We start from the raw sequence: 25,590 nt of genomic DNA on the forward strand, positions 1-25,590 counted from the left end.
CCAGGACGGGTTAGAGCTTCGCATGGGCGGCGGGGCCGGGAGGCGCCTCAGTCGCTCAGCATCATGGCGCAGCCACGCGCGATATTGGCGGCGGCAGAAGGCGGATCGAAACGGCGAATCACATCCATGCAGCGGCGCGCCGTGCCGCCGGCGTCGGCGAATGCCTCCATCGCCTTGAGCATCGTGCGCTGCAGTCCGGCGACATCGCCCGCCGTGAATGCATAGCCGCTCACGCCATCGATCACCAGTTCCGGCACACAACCGCAACTCTCGCTGACCACCGCCGGGCAACCATGCGCGAGCGCCTCGTTGACAACGAGTCCCCACGGCTCGCTATAGCTGGGCAACACCATGCAGGTCGCGCCGTAGTATTCCCGGGTGAGCGGCTCGTCCTGCAAACTGCCGGCGAAAGCTACCGCGTCGCCCAGTTCGAGATCGGCCACCTTCGCGTGCAGCGCGTCCGCCATCGGTCCCGTGCCGACAATGCGCAACTTCGCCGCCGGAATGCGGCGCCTCAAGCCGGCGAACGCCTCGATCAGCGTGCCGATGCCCTTCTCTTCCGAGAGACGGCCCACGTACAGAAACACCGGCGGATTGCCGGCGCGCGCCGCAACCCGCTCGACCAGCGCGCGCTCCGGCGCAAACGATCCAGGCATTGCCGCGGCCTGGCACGGCACGAAAATCTTGTCGCGCTTCGCGCCGAGTGACTCCAGATACTCGCGGCTACGTTCACCGAAACCGAAATAGCCGTCGCAGAGCGAAAAGAACACACGCTTCGGAATCGACGTCAGCAGTTTTTTGGGCCGGTCGCGCGCGGTCGAATCGCAGAACACCGCGCGCCGCTTGCCGGTCACGATGCACGCCGCCAGCATCGCCCAGTATTCCGGACGGTGGTAACCCGGCAGGACGATCAGATCCGACTTGGTCCGCAACACTTCCCAGGTGAGCCGCGCGATCATCTTCAACGTCGGCACATCTTCGTAGCAACCGTCGAACAGCTTGTGCATCGGATAGCGATGGTACGAATAGTCGACGTCCGAAAAACCAATACGGTCGTGCTCCGTATCCGCAATCTGCACCATCGAGTAGCGAATCGCGCCGGATGCCGAGATGTTATGCAAGGCGGAGAACACGACACCCTTGTGACGCGACCATACGACGTTGTGGAAGATCGTGACTGACGCAGTCATTTTTATGCCACTCCTCGAAAATCGTCCCTGTGTGCGTTGCACGCTATTCGTGCGAACGCTCCACGCGCTCCCTCATTGCCGGAATCGCGCCCAGCAGCCCTTCAATGCGCGCCTAAACGTGCATGACGGCGGCGGCGGTCGAGCCGGCGTGTAATTCAACGAATTCCCGATACGTGGACGTGATGCCCTCTTCGAGGCCGATGGTCGCGTGCCAACCCATTTGCGCGAGCCGCGAGACGTCCAGCAGCTTGCGCGGCGTGCCGTCGGGTTTGGACGCGTCGAACACGAGCTCACCCTCGAAGCCGGCCACCTTGCAGATACATTCGGCCAGTTCGCGAATCGACAGGTCTTCACCCACCCCGACGTTGAACAGGCCTTCTGTCACGTTGTGTTCGAGCACGAAGAGCGTCGCCGCGGCGAGATCGTCGACGTGCAGAAACTCGCGGCGTGGCGTGCCCGAGCCCCACACCGTCAAGGTCGCGGAGCCGTCCACCTTCGCTTCGTGCGCCTTCCTGAGCAGAGCCGGCAAAACATGGCTGCTGTTCAGGTCGTAGTTGTCGTTGGGGCCGTACAGGTTGGTCGGCATCAACGAGACGTACTGCGTGTTGTATTCGCGGTTGTACGCCTCGCACAGCTTGAGGCCGGCGATCTTCGCGATCGCGTAGGCGTCGTTGGTTGGCTCGAGCGGCGAGGTCAACAGATACTCCTCGCGGATCGGCTGCGGACATTGCTTCGGATAAATGCACGACGAACCGAAGAACACCAGCCGCTCCACCTGCGCGCGATACGCGGCGTGAATCACGTTGGTTTCGATCACCAGATTTTCATAGATGAACTCGCCCGGCTGCGACGCATTGGCGAGAATGCCGCCCACGCGCGCGGCCGCGAGCAGTACCACGTCGATCTTTTCCCGCTCGAAGAAGCCGTTCACGGCAGTCTGATCCGTGAGGTCGAGTTCCGCCCTCGAACGTGTGACGACGTTTTGATAGCCCTCGGCATTGAGCCGCCGGACCAGCGCGGAGCCGACCATACCACGGTGGCCCGCCACGAAGATGCGTGCTTGTTTGTTCATCGCCGTTACTCGTGATGTTCCAGCGCCGTGAAACCGGCCAGCGTGACAAGCGCGTCACGTCTCGCAATCTGATAGTCCGAGCGCACCATTTCCTTGACGAGCGCGCTGAACGGCGTAGTCGGCTTCCAGCCGAGCTGCGCATGGGCTTTCGACGGATCGCCCAGCAGCGTCTCGACTTCGGCAGGCCGGAAGTAGCGCGGATCGACACGCACGATCACATCGCCGGGCGACATCTTGATTTCGCGCCCTTCCACCTTTTCTACGATGCCGACTTCATCCACACCGGTGCCTTCGAAACGCACCGTGACGCCTAATTCAGCGGCGGCATGCTGAACGAACTCGCGCACGCTGTACTGCACGCCGGTGGCGATGACGTAATCCTCCGGCTGTTCCTGTTGCAGCATGCGCCATTGCATCTCGACGTAGTCGCGCGCATGGCCCCAGTCGCGCAACGCCGACAGATTGCCGAGATACAAAATCTTCTGCATGCCCACCGCGATGCGCGCCACCGCGCGCGTGATCTTGCGCGTCACGAAGGTCTCGCCACGCACAGGCGATTCGTGATTGAACAGAATCCCGTTGCAGGCATAGAGCCCATACGCCTCGCGGTAATTGACCGTGGTCCAGTACGCAAACAGCTTGGCGACCGCATACGGGCTGCGCGGATAGAACGGCGTGGTCTCGGACTGCGGCACCTGTTGCACGAGGCCGTACAGTTCCGAGGTCGAGGCCTGATAGAAACGCGTCTTGTGCTGAAGCCCCAGAATGCGGATCGCTTCGAGAATCCGCAACGCGCCGAGGCCGTCCGCGTTAGCGGTGTATTCCGGTTCCTCGAACGAAACCGCCACGTGGCTCTGCGCCGCGAGGTTGTAGATCTCATCGGGTTCCACACGCTGAATCACGCGCAGAATGCTGGTCGAGTCGGTCAGGTCGGCGTGATGCAGGAAGAGTCGCTGGTCCGGGTCGTGCGGGTCTCGATAGAGATGATCGATCCGGTCCGTATTGAACAGCGATGACCTGCGTTTGATGCCGTGTACGTCGTAACCCTTGGCGAGCAGCAGCTCGGCGAGATACGACCCGTCCTGTCCAGTAATGCCGGTGATCAGCGCGACCTTGCGTTTCATGAACCCCTCCCCTCGTTGAACTTTGAGATCCCAGTGCAACACCACGATCGAATGGCCGGCCCCGTCATGGAGCCGCCATCTCAACCCGCGATGCTGTCGTATCCGTAATAACCGCCTTGATAGCCCGAACCGAGGAATGCCCCTTCCTGAGGCACGTCGGTCAACAGCACGCCTTTGAGCGATACGCCGCCGTTGAGCAGCCGCTTGGCCGTCTCGGCAATCTCGTTCAGCGGATGGCGGCCGTGGCGCACCACCAGCAGCGTCGTGCCGGCGTACTTGCCGATCACCGTCGAGTCGGTCACGGCAAGCACCGGCGGTGTGTCGACGATCACGATGTCGTAGTGCGACTTCAACTCGTCGAGCATCGTTTGGAAACGCTTGCTCATCAGCAATTCAGACGGATGCGAGGGCAGCGTGCCCTTGGCGAGCACGTCGAGTCCGGGCAGCACGTCGCGCTGGACCATCGACGCGAGATCGCCACCGCTCAGCACGTCCGAGAGCCCCGGCTGATGGGCGATGCCGAAATGCGAATGGACGTCGCCGCGCCGCATGTCGCCGTCGATAATCAGCACCCGCTTGTTCGCCGACGCCACCAGCGCCGCCAGATTCACCGACAGGAACGACTTGCCGGTGTCGGGCCGCGAACCCGTGATCATCACGACGTTGTTCTCGGCGTGATCGAGCGACAACTGCAACGAGGTCCGCAGATTGCGCACGCCTTCCACGGCGATGTCTTCCGGCGCCTGCTGCGCCAGCACATGCAGCCCGCGCCGGCGCAGCATGACGTTTTCCTGCAAACGCAGCTGCGTCTGGCTGCGCGGCACGATCGCGAACACCGGCACGCCGAGCACCGCTTCGAGTTCGTCCGGACGTTCCACGCCGCCGTACATCGCGCGCTTGAAGAAGGTCAGCATGATGCCGATCAGCAAGCCGCCGCCGAGCGAGATCAGGATCGCCAGCACGCGCTTCGGGCGCACCGGCTCGTCAGGCGTTTCGGCGAAGTCCACCACCCGCACGTTGCCCACCTGGCCGGCTTTCGCCACCCGGAGTTGCTGCGCGCTGTTCAACAGATTGGTATAGAGCTCCGTATCGACGTGCACGTCGCGCAGCAGGCGCAACGCGGTCTGCTCGGTATCCGGCATCACAGCCACGCTGCGATTCATGGTGGCTGCCGCGCCCTGCAACGCCGCGATCTGTGCATCGAGCGCGGCTACCGCCGGGTGATTCGCCGTGAAGCGCTGCGACATCTCCGCGCGTTGCTGTTGCAGATCGAGCAGCTTCGTCTTGTTGTCCACGACCTGTTGGAGCAACAGGCGGCTTTCTTCACCGAGATCGACCGTGCCGTGCGCGTTGCGGAATTTGTTGTAGCGTTGCTCGGCGTCGTCGAGTTCCTTGCGCAAGCCGGGCAGTTGCTGGTCGAGGAAGGCCAGCATGTGCTCCGCTTCGGTCGAACGGCTTTCCACGTCCTGACGCACGAATTCGCGCGCCATGCTGTTGACGATCGCCGCGGTCAGCGCGGGGTCGCCGCCTTCGAGGCTCGTGCGAATCACACCGGACTGCAGCGTGGTTTCGGCCACCACGAGCGCCTTTTGCAAACGGTCCACGGTGCCCAGCGTCGAGGCGCGCTGCAGTTCGAAACGCGCGCCAGGCTCGCCGACCAGTTTGTCGACACGCAACGCGATCGGGCCGTCGGCGGTGTCGGTTTCCACGGTCTCGCCGACGCGGCCGGAGAGAATCGCGATACCGTTCTTGTCGCGCAGCACGTACGAACCCCCATCGCCGGCAATCAGCGTGAAGGACGTGTCGTAAAAGTCCTTCGACGTGTCAAAGCGCGACACGGCAATGCTCTCGTTACCCCATGCGAAGCCCGACAGGTTGATGAAAGAAGGCAACTTGAAGCCCCAATGTCCGTTCACCAGGCCCGCGATCATCCCGCCGATAAACGGCAGATAACGCGGCGAAGCTGAAATGTCGAGGTGCAGGTTCTTGACCGTTTCCTCGGTGACGAGACGCGACTTCAGCAACTCGATCTCCGCCGCCGTCGAGGGCTTGGTGTCGAACATGCCGGTGAGCGGCGGCAAGGAATCCTTGCCGTTCGCGTTGGCGTTGGCCGTCTTGTCCTCGACGTGGAACAGCACATCCGCGCGATACGTCGGCGGCGCAAGGAACGCATACGCGCACCCCAGCGCGAGTGCGATCAGCGTCACCGTCACGATCGTGCGCCAACCTCTCACGATCGTGCGCAGATAGTCCGACAGGTGCAGCTCGTCCGGTCCGGACACGTCGGTATAGCGGTTTTCGAAATTAATTGCCATTTTGTTCACCCAACAAAGCCCGGCGGTTCAAGGTCACGTTGCACGGTTGTTATTTCGCAAGAACAGCACCCGTTACAGCCGCATTGATCGCCGGCAGCAGCAGGTTCAGCACACGGTTGAAGCGGACCAGTCCGCCTTGACCGACATACACGACGTCCTTCGGTTGAAGCTCGAACTGATTGGCGAGGATCATGGACACCGGCGAGGTCGCATCGAGGTGGTAGACCTGCGGTGCTTCGCTGGTCGAATTGCGGATCACGAACAACTGTCTGGCCGCCGCCGTGTTCGAGTCGAAGCTGCCGCTGTCGGAAATGGCCTGCGAAAGCGTCAGCGTGCCGTTACGCATCGGCAGGATGGTCGCCGGCTTGTTGACCTCGCCCATCACATACACGCCGCTGTCTTCGCGCGAAGCCACCCGCACGATGTCGCCGGCCTGGAGGTAGATGTCCGACGGATTGCGGCCGCGCTTGATCAGGTCGTCCACGTTGAGCGGGTACGTCACGCCGTTGCGGATCAGCTCAACGCGGCTGCGATCCGCATTTGCGCTGAAGCCGCCGCCCTGGTTGATCACGCTCGTCAACGACAACGGAATGTCCGTGACCGACTGCGCGCCAGGGGTGCGTACTTCACCGTCGACATAGACCTGCGCGTTCCGGAACGAGGCCACCCGCACCGTCACCTCAGGCTTCTGATACACGTTGCTCAGGCGCTTGTGCAGCTCCTTCTGGATCGCCCCGACGTCTTTGCCGGCCACGTGCACCGTGCCCGCATACGGAAACTGCACGTCGCCGTTTTCGTCGATCAGAAAACCGGGCGCGGCATCCGTCGTTTTCGCGTTCTGCGCGGGCTGGCCCAGCGCGGCGGCGAGTTCCGGGTGATCCCACACAACGATCTGCAGCACGTCGCCCGGGCCGACCTTGTATGCGGTCGGTTTGCCGAACAGCGCGGTCGTCTCCGGCGGCAGCGTCGCGGACGTCCGCGTCGTGTTCATCTTGCGCAGCAGCGCGAGGTTGATATCGGTAATCGGAATCTGCTGTTGCTGCGATGCTTCCGTGCTGTAGTCCCCACCCGTGTCCTGAACCGCGGCTGGGGTAATCATCTGTTGACCCGGTACGATTCCGCATCCGGAAAGCAGTGCTGTAACTGTGAAAATCACGAGACTTCCCGTGCGTATGCCAAGCGAGCTCATGGTGTTTCCTCCTTGCGCCAGGGACTGTCCTCGGGGGAGGTAGAGCCCAGCGTGCTTGTTAACTACTTAGTACTCAGTAGGCGTTTCGATGCGCCAGTCCGGCAACGATCGTCGCGCCGATAATCCGCATGTCGAGTGCGAACGACCAATGCCCCAGGTAGTACAGGTCATGTTCGACGCGACGCTCCATCTTCTCGATGCGGTCGGTTTCGCCACGAAAGCCGTTGATCTGCGCCCAGCCTGTAATGCCCGGCTTGATCCGATAGCGATTGATGTAGCCGGCAACCACTTTCTGATAGAGGTCGTCGTGCTCGAGTGCATGGGGACGCGGTCCGACGACCGACATGTCGCCACGCAACACGTTGAAGAATTGCGGCAGTTCGTCGAGGCTCGTGCGGCGCAGAAATGCGCCGACGCGCGTAACGCGCGGATCGTCGCGCGTCGCCTGTTTGAGCGTGCCCTTCGGCTCGTGATGCAGTCGCATCGAGCGGAATTTGTAGATCGTGAATACACGGCCGTCCGCGCCTTTACGCTTCTGCTTGAAGAGAACCGGGCCGCGCGACGAGAGCTTCACCGCGATCGCAATGCCGAGCAGGATCGGCGCGAGGCCGATCAACGCCGTGGCGGCGAACAGGCGGTCGAAGATTTCTTTCTTCAGCATCGAACTGGCCGACAGCGGCGAGGCGACCAGGTTGATCGCCGGCACGCCGAGCAGATCGATCACGCCGCTGCCATCGAACAATGCAATGCTGCGTACGTCCGGCATGAAGCGGATATTCACCAGATCGTCGCGAAACTCGCTGATCAGTTTGCAGATCAGCGGCTCTTCGGCGAGCGACAACATCAGCCAAAGCTCGTGCACGTCGTTGGTGCGAATGTAGTCGGCAAGCGCATCCACCGTCTCGCAGACAGGAACCCGCGTGCTGGTCACAGCAGACACGTCAGGGCGCGTGTTGTAGACGGCCGTCGCGCGAAAGCCTGTGCCGGGCGCCGAATCGATCCTGCGGATGATCGCGTCGCACTGCGAGCCGCTGCCGACGATCGCGACCTGATGCAGATTCAGACCGGCACTGCGCGCACGCGCCAGCACCGCATGCGTGATCAGCCGGTAAGCGATCAGCAGGCCGCCCGTCACCGCGGTCCAATACGAGAACCACAGCCGCGAGACGAAGTCGATGCGGTGCAGCGAATACATCAGCACCAGCGCACTGCCCTGCACCATCAACCAGGCGAGCGACACCTGCCCGGCCAGCGAGAGCTTGGAGCGGCCGCGCCATGATTCATACACACCGAACGCTGGAAAGATGGCCAGCGCAAAGGCGGCGGAAAACATCACGAGCGCCCAATAGAACCCGGATTGAGCGAGGTAATCAAAGCGAATCTGCGACGCCACCGCCGCACCCACTAGTACCAACGCGACATCGAAAACTCGCGCGAGCAAATCCTGAAACTTGCGCATTTTGCTTACCTCGTTCTTGCCGTTCGTTCTTTTCCGCACATGATTCCGGGGCGCTGTTAGGAGCAGCGGCCGTAGTTGTCGTTGAACCTCACAATGTCGTCTTCACCGAGATAGGTGCCTGACTGGATTTCAATGATTTCGAGCGGTACTTTCCCCGGGTTTTCGAGCCGGTGACGTGTACCGAGCGGAATGTAGGTCGATTCGTTTTCGCTCAGCAGGAACTGCTCTTCGCCGCGCGTGACGAGCGCCGTGCCGCGCACGACGACCCAGTGTTCGGCACGGTGGTGATGCAGTTGCAGCGAAAGTTTCGCGCCCGGCGTGACGACGATGCGCTTCACCTGGAAGCGTTCGCCGTGGTCGATGGAATCGTAGAAACCCCACGGGCGGCGCACCTTGCGATGCGCATCGGCCTCGGGTGCGTGTTGCGCCTTGATGCGCGACACCAGGCCCTTGACGTCCTGCACGTGCGAGCGGTCGACCACCAGCACGGCGTCGGCCGTTTCGACGACCACGACATTGGTCGTGCCGACACAGGCGACGAGCCGTCCTTCGGAATGGGCATAACTCGACACCGCGCCTTCGAACGTCACGCGGCCGCGCCCGGCGTTGCCGTTGGCGTCCTTATCCATCGCGGCCCAGACGGCGTCCCAGGAACCGAGATCCGACCAGCCCGCATCGAGCCGCACGACGACGCCGGATGGATTCGCGCCGGACTCCTGCGGGTCGGTGACGTGGGTCGCGGCCGTTTCATCCGTGACGCTCGCGTCACTCGCATCGTCCACGTCAGTGAGACGCTCCATCACGGCATAGTCGATCGAGTCAGCGGGCGAACTCAGGAAAGCGTCCACCAGCGGACGGAAATACGCGCCTTCGGTGCGGCCGTTCGCGAATGCGCGTTCGCAGGCCGCGTGCATCTCGGGCTGCAGACGTTTCAGCGTATCGAGCCACACACGTGCCCGCACGACGAAGATCCCGGCGTTCCACCAATACGTGCCCGCAGCGACGTACTGCGCGGCAATTTCCTCGGCGGGCTTCTCGACAAAGCCGTCGATCGCATGACCGCCGTCGGGCAATTCCGCGCCGATGCGGATATAGCCGAAGCCCGTATCGGGGCGCGTGGGCGGCACGCCCAGCGTGGCGATCGAGCCCCGTTCCGCGTACCTGGCCGCACGTTCCAGCGCGCCTTGCAACGCAGGCACATCCGCAATCGAATGGTCGGCCGGCATCACGATGAGAATCGCGTCGTTGCCGTCCGCGCACGCGAGCGACGCGGCGAGCGTCAACGCCGGCGCCGTATCGCGCCGCGCAGGCTCGACGATCAGACGCGCGTCCACGCCGTTTTCCAGAAGCTGCTCGGAGATCACAAACCGGTGTTCTTCGCCGCACACGATGATCGGCGACACGTCCACGTTCCAGCCGGCGGGAAAGCCGTCCATACGCCGCGCGGTCGCCTGCAGCAGCGAGTCGGAACCGACCACGTCGATCAGTTGCTTCGGATAGTTTTCGCGCGACACCGGCCACAGCCGAGTGCCCGAGCCACCCGCAAGAATGACCGGGACGATGCGCGCGCAATGCGCACCGGCGGTCCCGGCACTGGCGCCGTCCGGGTTCGCCGACGCAGCGCTCACAAATCCCTTAGTCAACATATTCGGAATCCTTATAATTCTTTGAGATCAAGGAAATACTTACCGAAGCACGGTACGAAACGACTGCGTGTTGGGCGCGCTCAGCGCGGTTCGCGGCGCGCGCTATCCGCCGACCATGCGGCGGCTTTGAATCCGGAACTCAGTCGGGGAAATCCTCATCCGCTTGCGGAAGACCTTCGCGAGGCGGTCACCGTTACCCATGCCGGTACGCCGGGCAATCTTGTCCACCGGCAATTCCGACTCGGTCAGCAGGCTGCAGGTCACCGCAAGGCGCTCATGCAACAGGAAACTCGAGGGCGTGATGCCCATTTCCATCTTGAAGCGGCGCAGGAAGTTGCGCTCGCTCATCGCGGCGAACTGAGCCGCATCGGCAATCGAAATCGATTGCTGGCAATTCTCTTGCAGCCAGCGGGCCGCCGCGCGCACTTTGTCGCCGGGGCTCAAACCGCCGTCTTCACCAAGCAGCGGTGCGAGGTTCGAGCACGAATCGGCAAGCAGACGCTCGGCCACCGTGCGGGCGGTCGCACCGCCGAGATCGCGCTTGATCATGGCGAGCGCGCTTCTCATCGATTCAAGCCGGTCACCCGCATCGCCGTTCTGTTCGGTCTGGCGCGAAGACATCGACTGCGGCTGATGCAATTCGCCGCTTTCCTTGATGTCCGGCACATACGCTGCCTCGAGCAGCGCGCGCCCTTCCGCGATCGGCCGGATCATGCCGGTGTTGCGGCGCACGCGCCGTAACCAGGCGATCAGCCGCTCGTCGCCGGCTGCGGCGAAAGCGCCTTTGCCACCGGCTACATACAACGCGTCGAAGCCGCCGTAATGCCGCGCGTCGAGCCCGTCGGTCCAGACCCGCAGTGCCGATGACGAGGTCACCATGCCGCCGTCGGCCGACAGGAAGGAAACGTCATACAACCAGCCACCCGAGCCGGACGATGCCAGTTCGTTGGCAGCCTGAAACACCTCGGCAACCACGCCCGCGCCCTGCAGCGAGCAGTCGTTGAACATCAGGATTGCGATGCGACGCATACCTTTGTTCGGTGCGTGCACCCAGCGCAGCATTGCAGACTCGAGACTCGCGCAGGTCATAGTCATCCTCTCAACAGAATACGGATCTACTTTTCAACCTTGAACGCCTACACAGACGAATGTTCTGTGCAGTGCATCATAGTCATCCCCAATCAAGCATTTAGCCGCCATGACCGAAAGTGCAGACATGTTGGCGTTTCGATCTGGTGGCCAGCCAGTGATTTTCGGAACAAGCACTCCACTACTATTTTTTCAATGAATTAAAAGCCGATTCTGCATATGAATGAATTCACATTCTGCGAATCTTAATGCTAATTTAATGTGATTTTTTGTGCGTTGACGCACATACAATCGCTACTCGAAATGCTTGAGTTGCAATTTGATCCGCCCATCATTTCGCGGATTTGAAGTGACTTCTTTCCATCACGTCGTCAGAATGAGCGCAGCCGCCTTGCTTGCACCACTCATTGCTCTTACCAGATGCCCGATGAGGTTTCTTCTGACGATATATTCGGTCAGCGGAGACATGTAAAGCAGGTTCTAATATAAGCACTTTTCGAGAGACAAAATTATTTAATTCGCTGTTATAGGATCTGGAGAATATAAACACGACGATTAATGTTTCAAACGTGAAACACTGCAATAAGACAACTTTAGCCCGCCCGGCAATAGACGGGCCAATGGCGGATTCTGTCGGATGAGAGCCGGTATGTTTCCGCCATCGAATTGCGGAAATAGCCTATGCGGTTTCCGCAACACATTGCGACACGAGGTAACCTGAGGCGGGTATGGCCTGGTCAACTAGCCATCCGGTGACGCCTTATCGTTGGAACATGCCGGAACCTATGCGTCGAACGACACGGGGAACACATGTCTGATGTATGCGAATATCGCGCGCTGCAACCACCCTTCGGCGCCTGTGCCGCCCACGCGTTAGTGCTGCGCGTTGCCGCCTCGGCGGCGGCGTTTATCCTGCTGGGCATCGTGGCCTCCTCGTGTAGTGCGGCAGCGGCTTCAACCGGTCCTGACAGCGCAAGCAATGCCGATCTGACGATCGACGGCAGAAAGTGGACAGCATGCGCGGCGGAATATGGAACCTGCCGGTTCAGTGGTACGCGCGACGTGCTGTACGGCACGGTCGAGCAACATGTCATCAAGACGTTCACGACCAGCGCCGATTGCAATAACGGTGTGTTCGGCGATCCCGCACCCGGTGTGGAGAAGCGCTGCGCGGTTGCGGTCACTGCGGCTGATTCGAGTACGGCGGCCAAGGCCGAGGCCGCCGTCCCGGCGCAAAAAGACGCAGCGCCCGCCGCCGCGACGGAATCTGCAGCCACGGTGCCCACTTCATTGAAGGCACCGCCCGGGCAGGGTCTGCGCTGCGCCGCGCCCGCCTCGCAGGTGCGCGCGGCCGCAAACGGCGATCTGCTGGAAGCGGACACGCCGAGCGACGGCACGCGCCTGTTCGCAGCGGACAAACCTTTCGCGCTCGTCTTCACGACACGACCTACGCAAAACGACACGCTCAACTGGCAGATCCGCGATAGCTGGAATGCCGTGCGGGCCAGCGGCCGCTTCCCCGTTGCGGCGGGCGCCACGCTGTCGACCCTCAGTTGCGCCTCGACCGTTGCCGGCTACTTCGCCGTTTCCGCTTCGCTGGAACGCGCACACGGCCAGCTTGAATCGCGTGGCACACGTCCTGCGGGGATCGCCACTTTCGGCGTACTGCCTGACACCTCCACTGCCTTACCCGCCGTACGCTTTCCGTATGAAGATCTGCATCGATTCGGCGGACAGGGCACTGCCTACCTGGCGCCTCTACAGCATTGTTGCGACGGCGACGGCTATCGCCCGGCCTATACCGCGCTCGGCCTTTCGTGGGCGAACGACAATCGCAACTGGTATATGGAAGAACCAAAAAACGCGGGCACGTTCGATCCCGCAAGCAAGCAGTTGCTTCCCTACTTCCGGCGCGGCGACATCATGCGTCTGATCCAGCTCGACGGTATTCCTCAGTGGGTAAGTCCGACCGGCAAGGAGACGCACAGCTATGCGCCGACCTCGCTCGCGCAAATGAAGGACTACATGGCCAAAGTCGGCACCGAGTCCAACCGCACGCGGATGACCTACTTCCCCAAACAGCGCGACAACTACTATCAGGTGACGTGGGAACCGGACGCCGACGGCGGCCTGCCGTGGCGCGATACCGACGCGAATTTCGTCGCGATGTACAAGGCCGTCTGGGAGGGCATTCATCAGACGGACCCGCATGCCGTGGTGATGGGTGTGACGTACGCCTCGGTTCAAGTCAATGTCGAGAAGATGCGCCGTCTCGGTCCGCTCGGGATCGGCCGCTATATGGATGGCATGACCATTCACGGCTATTACGACATCGGCACGACACCGTCGCACCCTCCCGAGCGCGTCGCCGACCCAGGCAACCAGGGCACCGTGCCGGGCGCTCTGCCCGCCGCAATGCGCGCGCTGCGCCACGAGTTGCGTCAATACCTGAAACCCGGCGCGCCGCTGTTCGTCACCGAAACCGGCATCAGCTACGACATTGGTGCTGCGTATGGCAAGAACTATCCGGGCGAGAACGTGCTGTATGCGCAAGCCGCGGTCGTGGCGCGCACGCATCTCATCCTGCTCGGCGAAGGCGCGGACATGACCTACGTGTTCTACCTCGCGGACATGCCGGACGCGGCGCCCGGCTATGGTGTTTTCTTCGAACTCGATCATCCGAATGGCGCCTACGGCGCCGCTCGCATCAGCCCCAAACCCGCCGCCCTCGCGGTGGCGGCGATGACGCGGATCATCGACGGAACGGATACGCTCGGGCCCCTCAAAGGTCTGCCCAAAGGCGTCTACGCGTACGCGTTCCGCCGGCTCGGCGGCGGCAAGATCGTGACGGCGCTGTGGACGCATGACAACGACGCGTGGAATGCCAAAGCCGGCTTCAGCGCGAGCCAGAGCGCGGCCTATCGTCTGCGTGTCGACGCGCCCGGCACGTCGGGCGAAGTGACCGTGTTCGACATGATGGGCAACCCATCGAGCTTGCCGTATCGCGACGGTGTCGCGAACCTCAAGCTCTCGCCGACGCCTATCTATGTGGTGTCCGCCAACGCTGGCGTGTTCAAGGACGCGGTCACGACTCCGGAGGGTTACGTGCCTCGCTAGATGTGCCGCGCGGGGTGCGGGGTGCGGGGTGCGCGTAGCGGCCGCCGTGGATCCTTCGATACGCAACGCTTGCTGTCGAGACGCGACGATACTTCGGCGTGAAGTGACAGGGCAGGTCGTTTCTTACACCCGTAAAATCCAGACGGAGACTACGTCGCATGCATATCAACGCGCTGGAGCCGAGAAATGAACGGCCTCGCATGGACAATGCTGGTGCTGGCCGCGATGGTTGGGGCGTTTCTCTTCGCCACGGTCGGCGCGATTCTGGTCGCACTGCTGCTGGCGAATGTCTCAAACCGTCTCACCCGGGATGATGAACACCATGGCGACTAATAGCGCTTTCAGCATCGCCACACGATCACCACGCGTTCAACGCGACGCGCGCCCTGCAGGAGATGGAATGCTGACCGAGATCGATTTCCTGGACGTGGTGCGTCTGACGCCGCTGGTCGCGATCGATCTGATCGTCAGCGACGCCGAGGGCCGCGTGTTGATCGGCCACCGGCGCAATCGCCCTGCCCGCGGCACATGGTTCGTTCCCGGCGGGCGCATTCATAAGGACGAAACGCTCGACGCAGCGTTCACCCGCATTGCCGACGCCGAATTGGGCATCGGCAGGCTGAACCGCTCGACCGCGCGCTTCGAGGGCGTTTTCGAGCACCACTACAAAGACAATTTTGCCGCCGAGCCTGACGTCTCGACGCACTACATCGTGCTCGCCTATGCGCTGCAGTTCACCAGCACCATCTCGGTCGGCCGGCTCGACCAGCACAGCGACTATCTCTGGCTAGCACCTTCGGAGCTGCTCGCACGCGCCGATGTTCACGAGAACACCAAGGCTTACTTCCGTTAGCGGCAGAGTTAGGGCCACCGCTCGCGCCAACAGCCCCGCCATCCGCATGGCCCATTGCCGGCACGCAAAGTGCTGCCTACTGTGAGTTCGCCAACGTGGCGGCCCACGCCAGTACAGTATGATCGAGCTCACCGTCAGGGTTCGAATCAAACATGCGATCATCGGCAGCCAGGCTCGTTCGCGATTCATCCATTGCTTTTCTAGCGCTACTTTTTTTCACTCTCGTTTCCGGTGCGGCGCGCGCGGCAGATTGCGGCGCCGGGACGCTGGTCACGGTCGTCGCCCACCTCGATGACGATCTTCTTTTTGTGGACCCCGCCATCAGCGAACGGCTCGACGCCGGCTGGTGCATCACCACCGTCCATCTGATCGGCGGCGCCAACGGTGCGGATTTCGCTTACGTGCAGACCCGCGAGCGGGCCTCGCGGCTCGCGTATGCGCGCATGGCGGGGGTGCCTGACGAATGGATCGAAACGAATATTCCGATCGCCGGCAAGCTCGTGCATCAGATGGTGCTGAAGGCCAAGCCGCAAGTGCGTCTGCTCGAATTCCGCCTGCCCGGCGGCGCCGTGCGCGGCGGCCGCGAACCGCTCGGCCTCCTGTGGGAACAGCACGCCACGCTTTCCACCTATCCGATGAACGCCGACGGTTCCGTGCGTGCGCAATACGATCGGGCCTCGCTGTCGGCCACACTGAAAGTGATACTTGCCGGGGCGTCGCAGATCTATACGCTCAATCCGGACACCGTACCGTTTCTCGAGCATCCCGATCACATCTACGCCGCGCGCATCACGCGCCACGTCGCCCAGACGCTGAACAAAAGCGTGCCGATCGAATACCACATCACCTATCCGACCGGTGACTGGCCCGGCAATGTGCCGGCGGCCGAAGTTCAGCGCAAGCGCGACATCGTCGCCAGCTATTTTTCTGTCGACGGCAGCGAGTTTTCGCACGTATTCGGCGAGTTTCAGTGGGACGGTAATTGGGTCGCGCGCCGCTATGCCTTCGCCGATCGCAGCGATCGCCGCATCGCGGATTTTCAATCGCATCCCATTCAGCTCTTCAACGCGGCGGCGAGCCGTTGTCTAACTTCCGCAGGCAGCGGCCAGGCGCCGACACTCGCCGCGTGCACGGGCTCATCCACGCAACAATGGCGCTGGGATCCCGTGACTGTCTATCCCGGCAATCCGCGCAACGCCGCGCTCGTCAGCGTCGCGACTTCGCAATGCATCGCCGAACGCGACGGCTATCTGATCTCCGAGACCTGCGATCAATGGGACATGGCGCAGCGCTGGACGCCGTGGGACTTCGGCCTCGTCTACACGCCGCTGCGGCACTGTCTTGGCGAAAACGACGGCAAACTCACCATGCGCGGCTGCACTCTGCTCACCACACGCTACCGTTGGGCGACCACGCAACGCACTCAGGCGACCGATTGGCGGCTCGCAACCGCGATGGTCGGCGACATCGGCGGCACGGGGGAGCAAGCCGCGGTCTATGTGCAGCGACAACACGACGGACCCGGCTTCAACGTGTACGCGGCGTCGCTCGTGAAAGCGTCGCCCCCCGCCCTCTGGTACGCCGGCACGGTCTCTTTCGATCCCCGCGCCACGGCGCCCAGTTGTGCGGATGACAAGCTGTGTTTCGATAGCGCGCGCTTCCTGCTCGGCGATTTCGACGGCGACGGCAAGGCGGACCTGATGGTCATCACCGCGCGCCAGGGTGGCACCGCGTTCTGGTTGCTCCGCAGCACAGGCGAGCGCTTCGAGGCCCCACGTCTCTGGCTTCAGACCAGCCGCGAGTTCAGGCCTGCGTTGACGCAGCAATATGTGGCGGCGGACTTCGGCGGAACCGGACATACGGACGTGCTGATCGCACAGAAACGCGCCGATAGCGGGCTCGACCTCTGGATGGCGTCGTCCACAGGCTCAGCGGGCTCAGTGGCCTCAGCGCCGACGCTCATGGCACAAGCAAAAACCCTGCGGCAAAACGCCAATCTTCTGGCAGTCCAGACTGCAGGATCACGCGCGTCACTGGTCGCGGTGGAGGGTGCGGACGACCGGCTTGCGATCACGCCAATCGCCAACGACGGCACGCGCATGACCGTCGGCGAACGCAAGCTATTGCCGACGAGTTTCCTGCCCGACTTCGTCAAAGTGACGGTCGGGGCCGTGCACGGCAAAGCGAGCAATACGCTGATTCTTCTGACACCGCATCTCGACGGAACGAACGAGGACGCGGTCGTCGACATTGCCACGCTCGACACAGCGGATGCAAACGCCGTGCCGGTCCAGGCGGCGGCCTTGCGCGGCATGTCGTGGTCGGATGTCTTTCCGGCTTTCGTGCGTGACAAGCGCAACGCGGCACTCGTGCTTTATAGGAGAATCGACGCGACGCTCGGCGATTTCTATTTCACCGGCGGCGCACCGGCGCTGACGCGCTATCCGGTAGGCGATGGTTTCGCCCTGGGCGCAGCCCAGGATCTCGGCGAACTGCCGGGGCTGTTCTCGGAGACGGTGCGGATCGACCGGTTGACGCAGTAGCGCGAGCCGATCGACCCGACGCGGCTCAGGTCGAAACGCGCAGCGGCCGAACGAACTGCCGCGCGATCGTCATGTAGCGGTCTGCCGTGTCGCGCAATGTGTATCCCGCCAGTTGCCGGTTCGCTCGCGGCATGTCGAGCGCCTTGAGCAATGCGCGGCCATAGGCCTCCGGATCGGCCGTGTCGACGAGATTGACGCCGGCAAATCCGCTGGCGAAGCCGAACGACGGAATCCGGCTCGCCACGACAGGAATACCCGAGGCGAGCGCCTCCAGAAAGCCGATGCTCTGCGCTTCGAAACGCGAAGGCATGGCAAAGACACGCGAGGAGCGAAGAATCGCGGCGACATCCAGGCGCGGCCCGCATACCGTCACGCGGCTGTCCAGGCCAAGCTGATGAACCAGCGACACCACCGCCTCGTAATAGGGGATCTCCTCGATGACTCCGCACAGCAGCAGGCGCGCTTCAGGCTCGCTCTGCACGACACGCTCGAACGCACGAATCGTGTCCAACTGGCTCTTCCCTTCTATATAGCGGCCTAGCTGAACGATCTGCTTCGCAGGCACTGAGATATCCGGTGCGGATGGGTTGTTGTCTTCGGCGAACAGCGACGCGTCCACGCCATTCGGGATCACCACCATCGCCGGATGCTTGCCGATCTCTCGCAGGTAGTCGTCGATATTTTTCTGCGACACGCCGATGATCGCTCTCGCCCGCCGTGACAGCAGGCGCTCGGCCTGCTTGAGCGCGCCGTTCTCGAAGTCGTTGACACCGGAGTGCATCACCCAGGCGATCGGTGTGTGCACGGGCAGAAGCCGGACATAGAGTGCGGCGAGCGTGGCATGCGCCACGATGAAGTCGGGGCGGAACTGGCGTACCACGCGATACAGGTGCAGCAATTTGCCCACCCTGCCGTGGGGGCTGCTCGGGAACAGACAGGTGACACCCGCGGCTTCCAGCTCGGCACGAATGCCGACGAAATCGTCCTGCTGGGGAAGCAGCGACGTAATACAGACCTCATGGCCGCCGCGCTGATGCTGAATCGCGAGCCCCTTTACAAGTACTTCCGCCCCGGATAGTCGCGGTGCGTGAACCAACTGAAGAATTCTCACGATTTATCTCTCTGGATAACCGCCTTTTTTGCGCAGCGGATGGACAAGCCGAGCAGCAAGTACCGGTCCCGAAAAAATGTCGGCATCCATCGTCGTTTATCTGGCGCGTCCCTTTCGCGGGACGCAGCCTCGTCTCCGTAAAACAGCGACAGTTCCGCCGCGGAGTCACTATCGCGAGGAAACGTTACACCGAAGGCCCAGCACTTTTCCGCCATCTCCAAGACTCAATCGGCTATGGAATGAGGGCTATCACCCATTTCTCCGCGGTTTATCCCGATTCGTATAGTTAGGCATCCGTTACAAATCTTTTCGACCCCACTTTCACATGGCGGATAAAGACTGATCTCCTCATACCTATTTTTTGATGCGATCAATGCAATTAGTACTGCATCAATGTTCATACGTAACGACTCGTTACTTCTTTTAAACATACTAATGCGTATTGTTGCTGTCGATTCTTCCCATCAGAGCCTTTCTTGCTTTCAGGACAGTAAAAAGTTCATCGAATGGCGCGATGGACTCAAGCACTTCGATGTGGATTGCGCTGTTCCTCAAGACGTTCGTTGTTTTCGTCACACCTTCCCCGGTCGTCCGATTCCGCCAGATCCGCCATGACGAGTGGCATGGATTCGTACGATAAGAATTTCTCTGCAGAGAAATGCGTTCGGGGCCGACAACCCGGGAAGGCATCACACCTTCGCGCGAACGAATGGTTTGCGCACCCAGGACGGCCAGTGTCGAAGCCTCGGTTATCGGCTGGCTTGCAATTGAACCCCGATGTTCGTTCCGTCTCCCAACGCGCTTTGCGCGAAGAGCCCAACGAATGTTCAGAAAACGCATTGGTTAGAGATTGATGAAATCACAACTACTCCTACTCTCGACACTTTCTCTCGCGCTAGCGGGCTGCGGTGGTGGCGGCGGCGGTAACGGCGCCAGCAACAACGCGACAACCCAGCTCAACGGCTCGTCCAACTCGACGGCGGCCGGCAACAGCAGCACCGGCGGCACCGCCACGGTGAACGGCGCGGGCAACACCGTCGCGACACTCAGTTGCACGTCGCCGGCCGTCTCGGCGGGCTCCGGCAGCGCCACCATTTCCGCCGACACGCCCAGCGCGGATGGCACACGCATCTTCGCTTCCGGCAGCGCGTTCCAGCTCGCCTTCAGCACCAACGTACCGAACGCCGACACGCTGAACTGGGCCGTCACGGACACCATCGGCCGAGTTGCGGCGAGCGGCAGCACCGCCGTCCCGAGCGGTTCGAAGACCATCACGCTCAACTGCACCTCGACGCTCGCCGGCTATTTCGCCGCAACGGGCACGCTGGCGCAGAACGGCGGTCAACTGCCACAGGCCGGCACGCGCCCGGTCGGCATCGCGACCTTCGGTGTGCTGCCGAACCTGTCCCAGGTCGTGCCTGCGGTCACCTACGCGCATCAGGAACAGCACCGTTTCGGCATGCAGGGCGCGAACGACAACGGCGCCCTGCTGGCCGACCTCGGCATCTCGTCGACGATCGACGACCGCCAGCTCTCGACGATGGAACCGAACGGAGCGAACACCTTCAATCCGTCAGCGAACAATCTCGATCCGTTCTACAAGACCGGCAACGTGATGCGCCTGATCCGTCTTGACGGCATCCCTGCCTGGGCGAGCAGCACCGGTGCGTTCCAGGACGACACGAGCGTGCCGAGCAGCCTTTCGTATTACCAGAGCTACATGAGCCGCGTCGGCACGGAATCGAGCGCGATTCGCGCGGCGTACTTCCCGACCCAGTCGGCGAACTACTATCAGGTGACGTGGGAGCCCAACCAGTTCTGGACCGACACCGACGCCAACTTCATCGCGCTGTATCAGTCCGTCTATCAAGGCATCCATTCGACCGATTCGAGCGCGGTGGTGATGGGCCCGGCCGACGCGTTCCCGAGCCTGACCACGACGCGTCTGAAGCGCCTCGCGCCGCTCGGCTTCGGCAAATACATCGACGCGGTGTCAACGCACGGCTACTACGACGCGGGCACTTCGCCGTCGCATCCGCCGGAGCGCTACGACAGTGACCCGTCGACCGCCTCAGGTTCGCTGCGCGGCCAGATGCGCGCTCTGCGCTCTGAAATGGCCACCGACTACCGTCCGGGCATGAAGCTGTTCTCGACGGAAGCCGGCATCAGCTACGACCTCGGCACCTCGTACGGTCCGAACTATCCGAGCGCGAACGTGCTGTACGCGCAAGCGGCGGTCGCGGCACGCATGCACATCATCACGCTGGGTGAAGGCGCGGATCAGACCTACGTGTTCTACGGTGCGGACTATCCGGGCGAAGTCGGCTACGGCACGTTCTTCGACCTGAACGACGCGCAAGGCGCATTCGGCGCGACGAACATCAGTCCGAAGCCGGTTGCGATGGCGATCAGCGCGATGACGCACACGCTCGATGGCACGCACACGCTCGGAGCGGTGAACGGCACGCCGACCGGCGTCTACGCCTACGCGTTCCAGCAGGTGGGCAACGGCGCGGTGATCACCGCCTTGTGGGCGCACAACAATAGCGTGTGGGACGCCAGCGTCGGCTTCAGCTCGACCTATAGCGTGCCGTATAGCCTCACGGTGGATGCGCCGGGCACGAGCGGCACGGTGAAGGTGGTCGACATGATGGGCAATGCGTCGAGCGCAAATTACAGCAACGGTACGCTCACGCTCAACCTGACCGAATCGCCGGTGTATGTGGTGTCGAACAACGCGTCGGTTGCCAAATCCAACGCGACGGTGCCGGTGGGATACGTCGGTATCTAATTAGCAACTGCCACATCATGCGGTAGATGTAATAAAAACGTCAGCCGGCTTCAGGGCCGGCTGACGTTATTTTTTCAGACATGGGTAGCGGCGTCTGGCCGCGCACTCGCAGAGCTTCAGCCTTCCTTCAGCTTTCCCCCAGTCGCCCCTCCATCCCGCTCAACTCCTGCTCGCGCTCCTTCGACACCTTGCCGATCGGCGGGCCCGCAAAGCTCTTGCGCACACCCGCGCCGTACCAGATCGCCAGCAGTATCGCGAGCAAACCGACAATCACGTACACCACTTTCTGGTTAGGCGGCTGCATGCCGACATAGGCGAGCACGAGTGCGCCGAACACCGCTGCAACAGCGAATGGCTTCGACAGCATGCCCAACTGGAACGGCCCTTTTTCCTTCCACGTGCGCCCTTCGGCGAAAATACCGGCTGCAATCGGCATAGCGTAAGAGATGAACAGGAACACCGCGCTCCCCGCGCTCAGCACCGTGAACGCATCACCGTACAACGTCACCACGATCGCCAGCACTGCCGAGGTCCAGATCGCAGCGCCCGGCGTGCGGTGTGCCGCATTCACCTTGCGCAGCCACTTCGAGCCGGGCAAGCCACCGTCGCGGGCAAACGCGAACATCATGCGCGAGGTCGACGTAACGGCTGCGAGGCCGCATACGTAGTTGATGAAGAACATCAGCAATTCGATCAGGATGCGCAGCGGTCCCGGAATCGGTGCAAGAATCGCTTCGAAGAATCCGGTGCCCTGCTTCACCCCCGCAGTGATATCCGGCATCACCAGCACGAACGCGCACACCATCACGTAGCCGAAGGTGGTCGACCAGAACACGGAGCCAACGATGCCGCGCGGCACATTGCGCGCCGCCTGATGCGTCTCCTCCGAGGTATGCGCGGAAGCGTCGAAGCCCGTGATCGTATAAGCGGTCAGCAGCAGGCCGGACAGAAACGCCATGGCGATGGTTTGCTTGGGCCATGCGCCGCCATCGATACCCGTGAAGTTGGTGAACGTATAGAGCCGCGACAGATCGATCTTGACCGGCGAATACACCAGCAGGGACACCACCAGCATGACCGTCACCACGAAGATCAGATAACCCGACAGGTCCGTGATCTTGCTGGTGATGCGAATGCCGCGATGATTCAGGAATGCTTGCGAAGCGGTGATCGCGGTCAGAAAGAGCGTCTGCTGCCACCAGCCGAGCGAATCCGGACTCACACCGAACATCGGCGCGATCAGCGTGCGAAAGAACGGATCATAGGTACCGTAGTTGATCGCGGCGACGACGAACACGAGACCGAGCAGATTCAGCCACGCGGTGAGCCAGCCCCACATTTTGCCGCCGAGAATCGAACTCCAGTGATAGAGGCCGCCTGCTGTCGGATACGACGATGCGATCTGCGCCATCGCCGCCGCCACGACCAACGCGAACAGCGAGCCGAGCGGCCAGCCGAGTCCGATCGACGCCCCGCCCGCCGCCGACAAGCCCATCTGGAACGACGTGATGCCGCCCGACAGAATGCAGATCAGCGAGAACGACACCGCGAAGTTCGAGAACGCCCCCATGCGCCGGGACAGTTCCTGCGCGTAGCCCATCTTGTGCAACAGCTTGACGTCGTTGTCGGCGGGGTCCGCCGACGGCACGGCCGTGTTGATGTCCATGACGCGATCCTTTGAACAGGGTTATGACGAAGCGGCAAACTGGCGTGACCGCGCGACGAAGGACCGGCTCACGCAGCCGTAAAGCAGTTATCCACGTACAGGTGTGCGCCGTTGACGAAACTGGCGTCGTCGCTGGCGAGAAAGAGCGCGGCGCGTGCGACTTCTTCCGGCGCGCACAGACGGCCCTGCTGCACCGACAGCGCCGCTTCGCTCGCATCGAAGCCATACTTCGCGAGCGCGCTGATTTCGCGACGCCCATGCGGCGTATCGATGAAACCGGGGCATACGGCGTTGCAGCGAATGCCACGGTCGCGATACTCGACGGCAATCGAACGCGCGAACATGGCGCATGCGCCTTTGGTCGTGCAGTACAGCACTTCGAGCGGCGTGGCCGCGACCGACGAGATCGACGCGGTGCACACGATCGATCCGCCGCCCGCGGCGAGCATGTGCGGCAGCACCGCGCGGGTCATCATGAACATGCTTTTCACGTTGACGTTCATGAGCCAGTCGTAGTCTTCGTCGGTGGTATCGACGAACGGTTTTACGACGATGCTGCCGGCGTGGTTGAACAGCACGTCGATACGGCCGAAGCGCGCCATGATGTTTGCCACGGCGGCGTCCACGGCTGCGCGCTTCGATACATCGGCGGCAAACAGTTCGGCTGTGCCGCCTGCCGCGCGAATTCGCGTCACGAGTTCCTCGCCCGCATCGGTATTGATATCGACTACGGCGACCTGCGCGCCCTCCTGCGCGAACAGCAGCGACGCCGCGCCGCCCGCGCCGGTCGCGCCGCCTGACACGATTGCGATCTTGCCTTCCAGCCTGCCTGCCGATCTGCTCATGCGTGACTCCCGTTCCAGTGTCCAGTGCGTTGTGTTGCATTGCGTTGTGCACAAAGTAGGGGCGGCAAAAAGCGGCGACTATCCAAAATTGGCAAAAACGTAAAAATCCCGTAAAAATCCGAATTTCTGACAAATTCATTACATCTGAACCTGAATGCTTGCCGTATCTGGCGGTCGCCGTGTTCGTGATCTGCGCGGACATGGCGCAGGAAGCCGCATGAGTGGCCCGGATGGGTCGCTCCAACACTGCGACGTAAATTTTTTTTCGCATACACTGACCGGCACGAGGCTTTTCGGGGAGCGCCAGTAGAATCGGGAGAAGCTATGCAGCCGGTCAATCAGACAAGCAGCGCCGTCGAGATTCGCTGTTGCCGGAACATCGACGAGCAGGCGATGTTGCTCGACGCGTGGAACCAAAGCTATTGCCAGATTTCGCGCGGCGCCTTCGACGGCTCGGTGAGTTCGTTCGCCGCGGGCGGCGTGCGGGTGTTGGTGGAGCGGCTGAACCGCACGGTCTATCAACGCGGCCAGGTGGCGCGGTCCAAGCTCGCCGTGGGCATTCCATTTCAACTCGAAGGGCATGCGCTGCTGTGCGGGCAGACGAGTCACCGTGACGGCCTGCATGTGTTTTCCGGCGATGGCGGGTTTGAGTTTTTATCGCCCGACACGCATCTGGTGGTGAATCTGGAGATCGAGCCTGGCGCGATTGGCGATCGTTTACTGCGCTCGCAGCTCGATGAAATTGGGTTGCGGCTGGGCGCGAGGCCTGGCGTATTGAATGTCGATCCTGTCCGCTTGCAGGGCTTTCGCGAGGTGCTGAAGCAATTGCTTGACGCCGTGGCTGCGACGCCGACGTTGCTCGATGATGGCGGCGTGGCGGCGGCGTTCGAGAAGTCGGTGATATTTGGTCTTGCCGAGGTATTGCAGGGAATGCGGGATGCGGATCCACACGGGAATGTCGAAGCGCGTACCGCGCGGAACTGGCAACTTGTGCGCAGCGTTCGTGAGCTGGTGGAAGAGTCGCCGGATTGCCCGCTGTCTGTCGCCGAGCTATGTGCTCGGTTTCGCGCGAGTCGGCGCACTTTGCAGTATGCGTTTGAGGATACGCTTGGGGTGAATCCTTCAGCGTATATACGGGCTGTTCGGCTCGATCATGTGCGGCGTGAGTTGCGAGGTTCTGCTTCGGTGACTGAAGTCGCTACGCGGTGGGGGTTTTGGCATTTTGGGAATTTCTCGAACGAGTATCGGGGGCAGTTTGAGGAGTTGCCGTCGGAGACCTGGCGGCGCAGTAGGGGGCGTGCGGGTTGAAGGTTGCTTTGTGCCTGCGGCGACTATTTGTCTGTTTGCCTACGGTGTTCGGGTTTGCTTGGTTTGTTTGCCTGCGCGGCGCTTTTGTCAGTGTTCTTATGGCGTTGGCCTTTCCTTGAATTGTTAGTGGTCTATTAGCGTTGCCCCTGTGCGGGGCGGCACCTACTTTTCTTTGCATCCCCCGGCGTCAGACTACTTGTCGTGTTATCTGATTCCTATAGACATGGTCCGGGGGCGGTAAAATCAGGGTGAATGAAAGCCTACTCAGCAGA

The 25,590-nt window shown here is 62.0% G+C and carries 17 protein-coding genes; 6 read left to right on the forward strand and 11 right to left on the reverse strand.

Features of this window, described 5'->3' with window-relative positions; genetic code table 11:
* Positions 1-47: 47 nt before the first annotated feature.
* The 8 genes from P3T25_RS17275 to P3T25_RS17310 form a co-directional block, all read right to left on the reverse strand.
* Positions 48-1,190, reverse strand: coding sequence for a glycosyltransferase family 4 protein (locus P3T25_RS17275; protein ID WP_429358489.1), 1,143 nt, complete (start codon positions 1,188-1,190; stop codon positions 48-50).
* 112 nt (positions 1,191-1,302) lie between these two features.
* A complete protein-coding gene (locus P3T25_RS17280; RefSeq protein WP_154559513.1) occupies positions 1,303-2,262 on the reverse strand; it encodes a GDP-L-fucose synthase family protein in 960 nt (319 codons plus the stop codon).
* A 5-nt stretch (positions 2,263-2,267) separates the two neighbouring features.
* Complete coding sequence (gmd, locus tag P3T25_RS17285; RefSeq protein ID WP_266260694.1) at positions 2,268-3,386, reverse strand: GDP-mannose 4,6-dehydratase; 1,119 nt, start codon at positions 3,384-3,386, stop codon at positions 2,268-2,270.
* Between the two features lie 80 nt (positions 3,387-3,466).
* Positions 3,467-5,701, reverse strand: a complete 2,235-nt coding sequence (locus P3T25_RS17290; protein ID WP_154559515.1) for a polysaccharide biosynthesis tyrosine autokinase — start codon at positions 5,699-5,701, stop codon at positions 3,467-3,469.
* 49 nt (positions 5,702-5,750) lie between these two features.
* Positions 5,751-6,890: a polysaccharide biosynthesis/export family protein gene (locus P3T25_RS17295; protein WP_171926920.1), complete on the reverse strand. Its 1,140-nt coding sequence runs from the start codon at positions 6,888-6,890 to the stop codon at positions 5,751-5,753.
* A 73-nt stretch (positions 6,891-6,963) separates the two neighbouring features.
* Entirely contained in the window at positions 6,964-8,349 is a 1,386-nt protein-coding gene (locus P3T25_RS17300) for an undecaprenyl-phosphate glucose phosphotransferase (RefSeq protein ID WP_171926919.1), read from the reverse strand.
* A gap of 56 nt (positions 8,350-8,405) precedes the next feature.
* Positions 8,406-9,995 carry a sugar phosphate nucleotidyltransferase gene (locus tag P3T25_RS17305; protein WP_429358490.1) on the reverse strand — a complete coding sequence of 530 codons (1,590 nt, stop codon included), beginning with the start codon at positions 9,993-9,995 and terminating at the stop codon, positions 8,406-8,408.
* A 102-nt stretch (positions 9,996-10,097) separates the two neighbouring features.
* Positions 10,098-11,084: a helix-turn-helix domain-containing protein gene (locus P3T25_RS17310; protein WP_171926960.1), complete on the reverse strand. Its 987-nt coding sequence runs from the start codon at positions 11,082-11,084 to the stop codon at positions 10,098-10,100.
* An 810-nt stretch (positions 11,085-11,894) separates the two neighbouring features.
* Here P3T25_RS17310 and P3T25_RS17315 point away from each other — a divergent pair.
* From P3T25_RS17315 to P3T25_RS17330, 4 genes are all read left to right on the forward strand, one after another.
* Positions 11,895-14,201: a hypothetical protein gene (locus tag P3T25_RS17315; RefSeq protein WP_429358491.1), complete on the forward strand. Its 2,307-nt coding sequence runs from the start codon at positions 11,895-11,897 to the stop codon at positions 14,199-14,201.
* 186 nt (positions 14,202-14,387) lie between these two features.
* Positions 14,388-14,534 (forward strand): hypothetical protein, encoded by a 147-nt coding sequence (locus P3T25_RS17320; RefSeq protein ID WP_429358492.1) that lies wholly within the window; start codon positions 14,388-14,390, stop codon positions 14,532-14,534.
* Between the two features lie 67 nt (positions 14,535-14,601).
* Positions 14,602-15,054 carry a GDP-mannose mannosyl hydrolase gene (locus P3T25_RS17325; protein WP_154559520.1) on the forward strand — a complete coding sequence of 151 codons (453 nt, stop codon included), beginning with the start codon at positions 14,602-14,604 and terminating at the stop codon, positions 15,052-15,054.
* A 152-nt stretch (positions 15,055-15,206) separates the two neighbouring features.
* Positions 15,207-17,597, forward strand: a complete 2,391-nt coding sequence (locus tag P3T25_RS17330) for a hypothetical protein (RefSeq protein ID WP_429358493.1) — start codon at positions 15,207-15,209, stop codon at positions 17,595-17,597.
* A gap of 25 nt (positions 17,598-17,622) precedes the next feature.
* Here the strand turns inward: P3T25_RS17330 and P3T25_RS17335 are convergent, their stop codons facing one another.
* Positions 17,623-18,708, reverse strand: a complete 1,086-nt coding sequence (locus P3T25_RS17335) for a glycosyltransferase family 4 protein (RefSeq protein WP_429358494.1) — start codon at positions 18,706-18,708, stop codon at positions 17,623-17,625.
* A gap of 853 nt (positions 18,709-19,561) precedes the next feature.
* On the opposite strand from P3T25_RS17335, the gene P3T25_RS17340 reads away from it, so the two are divergent.
* Positions 19,562-21,499 carry a hypothetical protein gene (locus P3T25_RS17340; protein WP_171926914.1) on the forward strand — a complete coding sequence of 646 codons (1,938 nt, stop codon included), beginning with the start codon at positions 19,562-19,564 and terminating at the stop codon, positions 21,497-21,499.
* Between the two features lie 127 nt (positions 21,500-21,626).
* Here the strand turns inward: P3T25_RS17340 and P3T25_RS17345 are convergent, their stop codons facing one another.
* Positions 21,627-23,165: an amino acid permease gene (locus tag P3T25_RS17345; RefSeq protein WP_429358495.1), complete on the reverse strand. Its 1,539-nt coding sequence runs from the start codon at positions 23,163-23,165 to the stop codon at positions 21,627-21,629.
* A gap of 68 nt (positions 23,166-23,233) precedes the next feature.
* On the reverse strand, positions 23,234-24,010 hold the full coding sequence (locus P3T25_RS17350; RefSeq protein ID WP_154559524.1) for an SDR family NAD(P)-dependent oxidoreductase: 777 nt from the start codon (positions 24,008-24,010) through the stop codon (positions 23,234-23,236).
* A gap of 324 nt (positions 24,011-24,334) precedes the next feature.
* Between P3T25_RS17350 and P3T25_RS17355 the strand changes: the two genes are divergently transcribed.
* Entirely contained in the window at positions 24,335-25,318 is a 984-nt protein-coding gene (locus tag P3T25_RS17355) for a helix-turn-helix domain-containing protein (RefSeq protein WP_429358496.1), read from the forward strand.
* Positions 25,319-25,590: the final 272 nt, after the last annotated feature.

This window comes from Paraburkholderia sp. GAS32 (assembly GCF_050434225.1).
Taxonomy (GTDB): Bacteria; Pseudomonadota; Gammaproteobacteria; order Burkholderiales; family Burkholderiaceae; genus Paraburkholderia; species Paraburkholderia madseniana.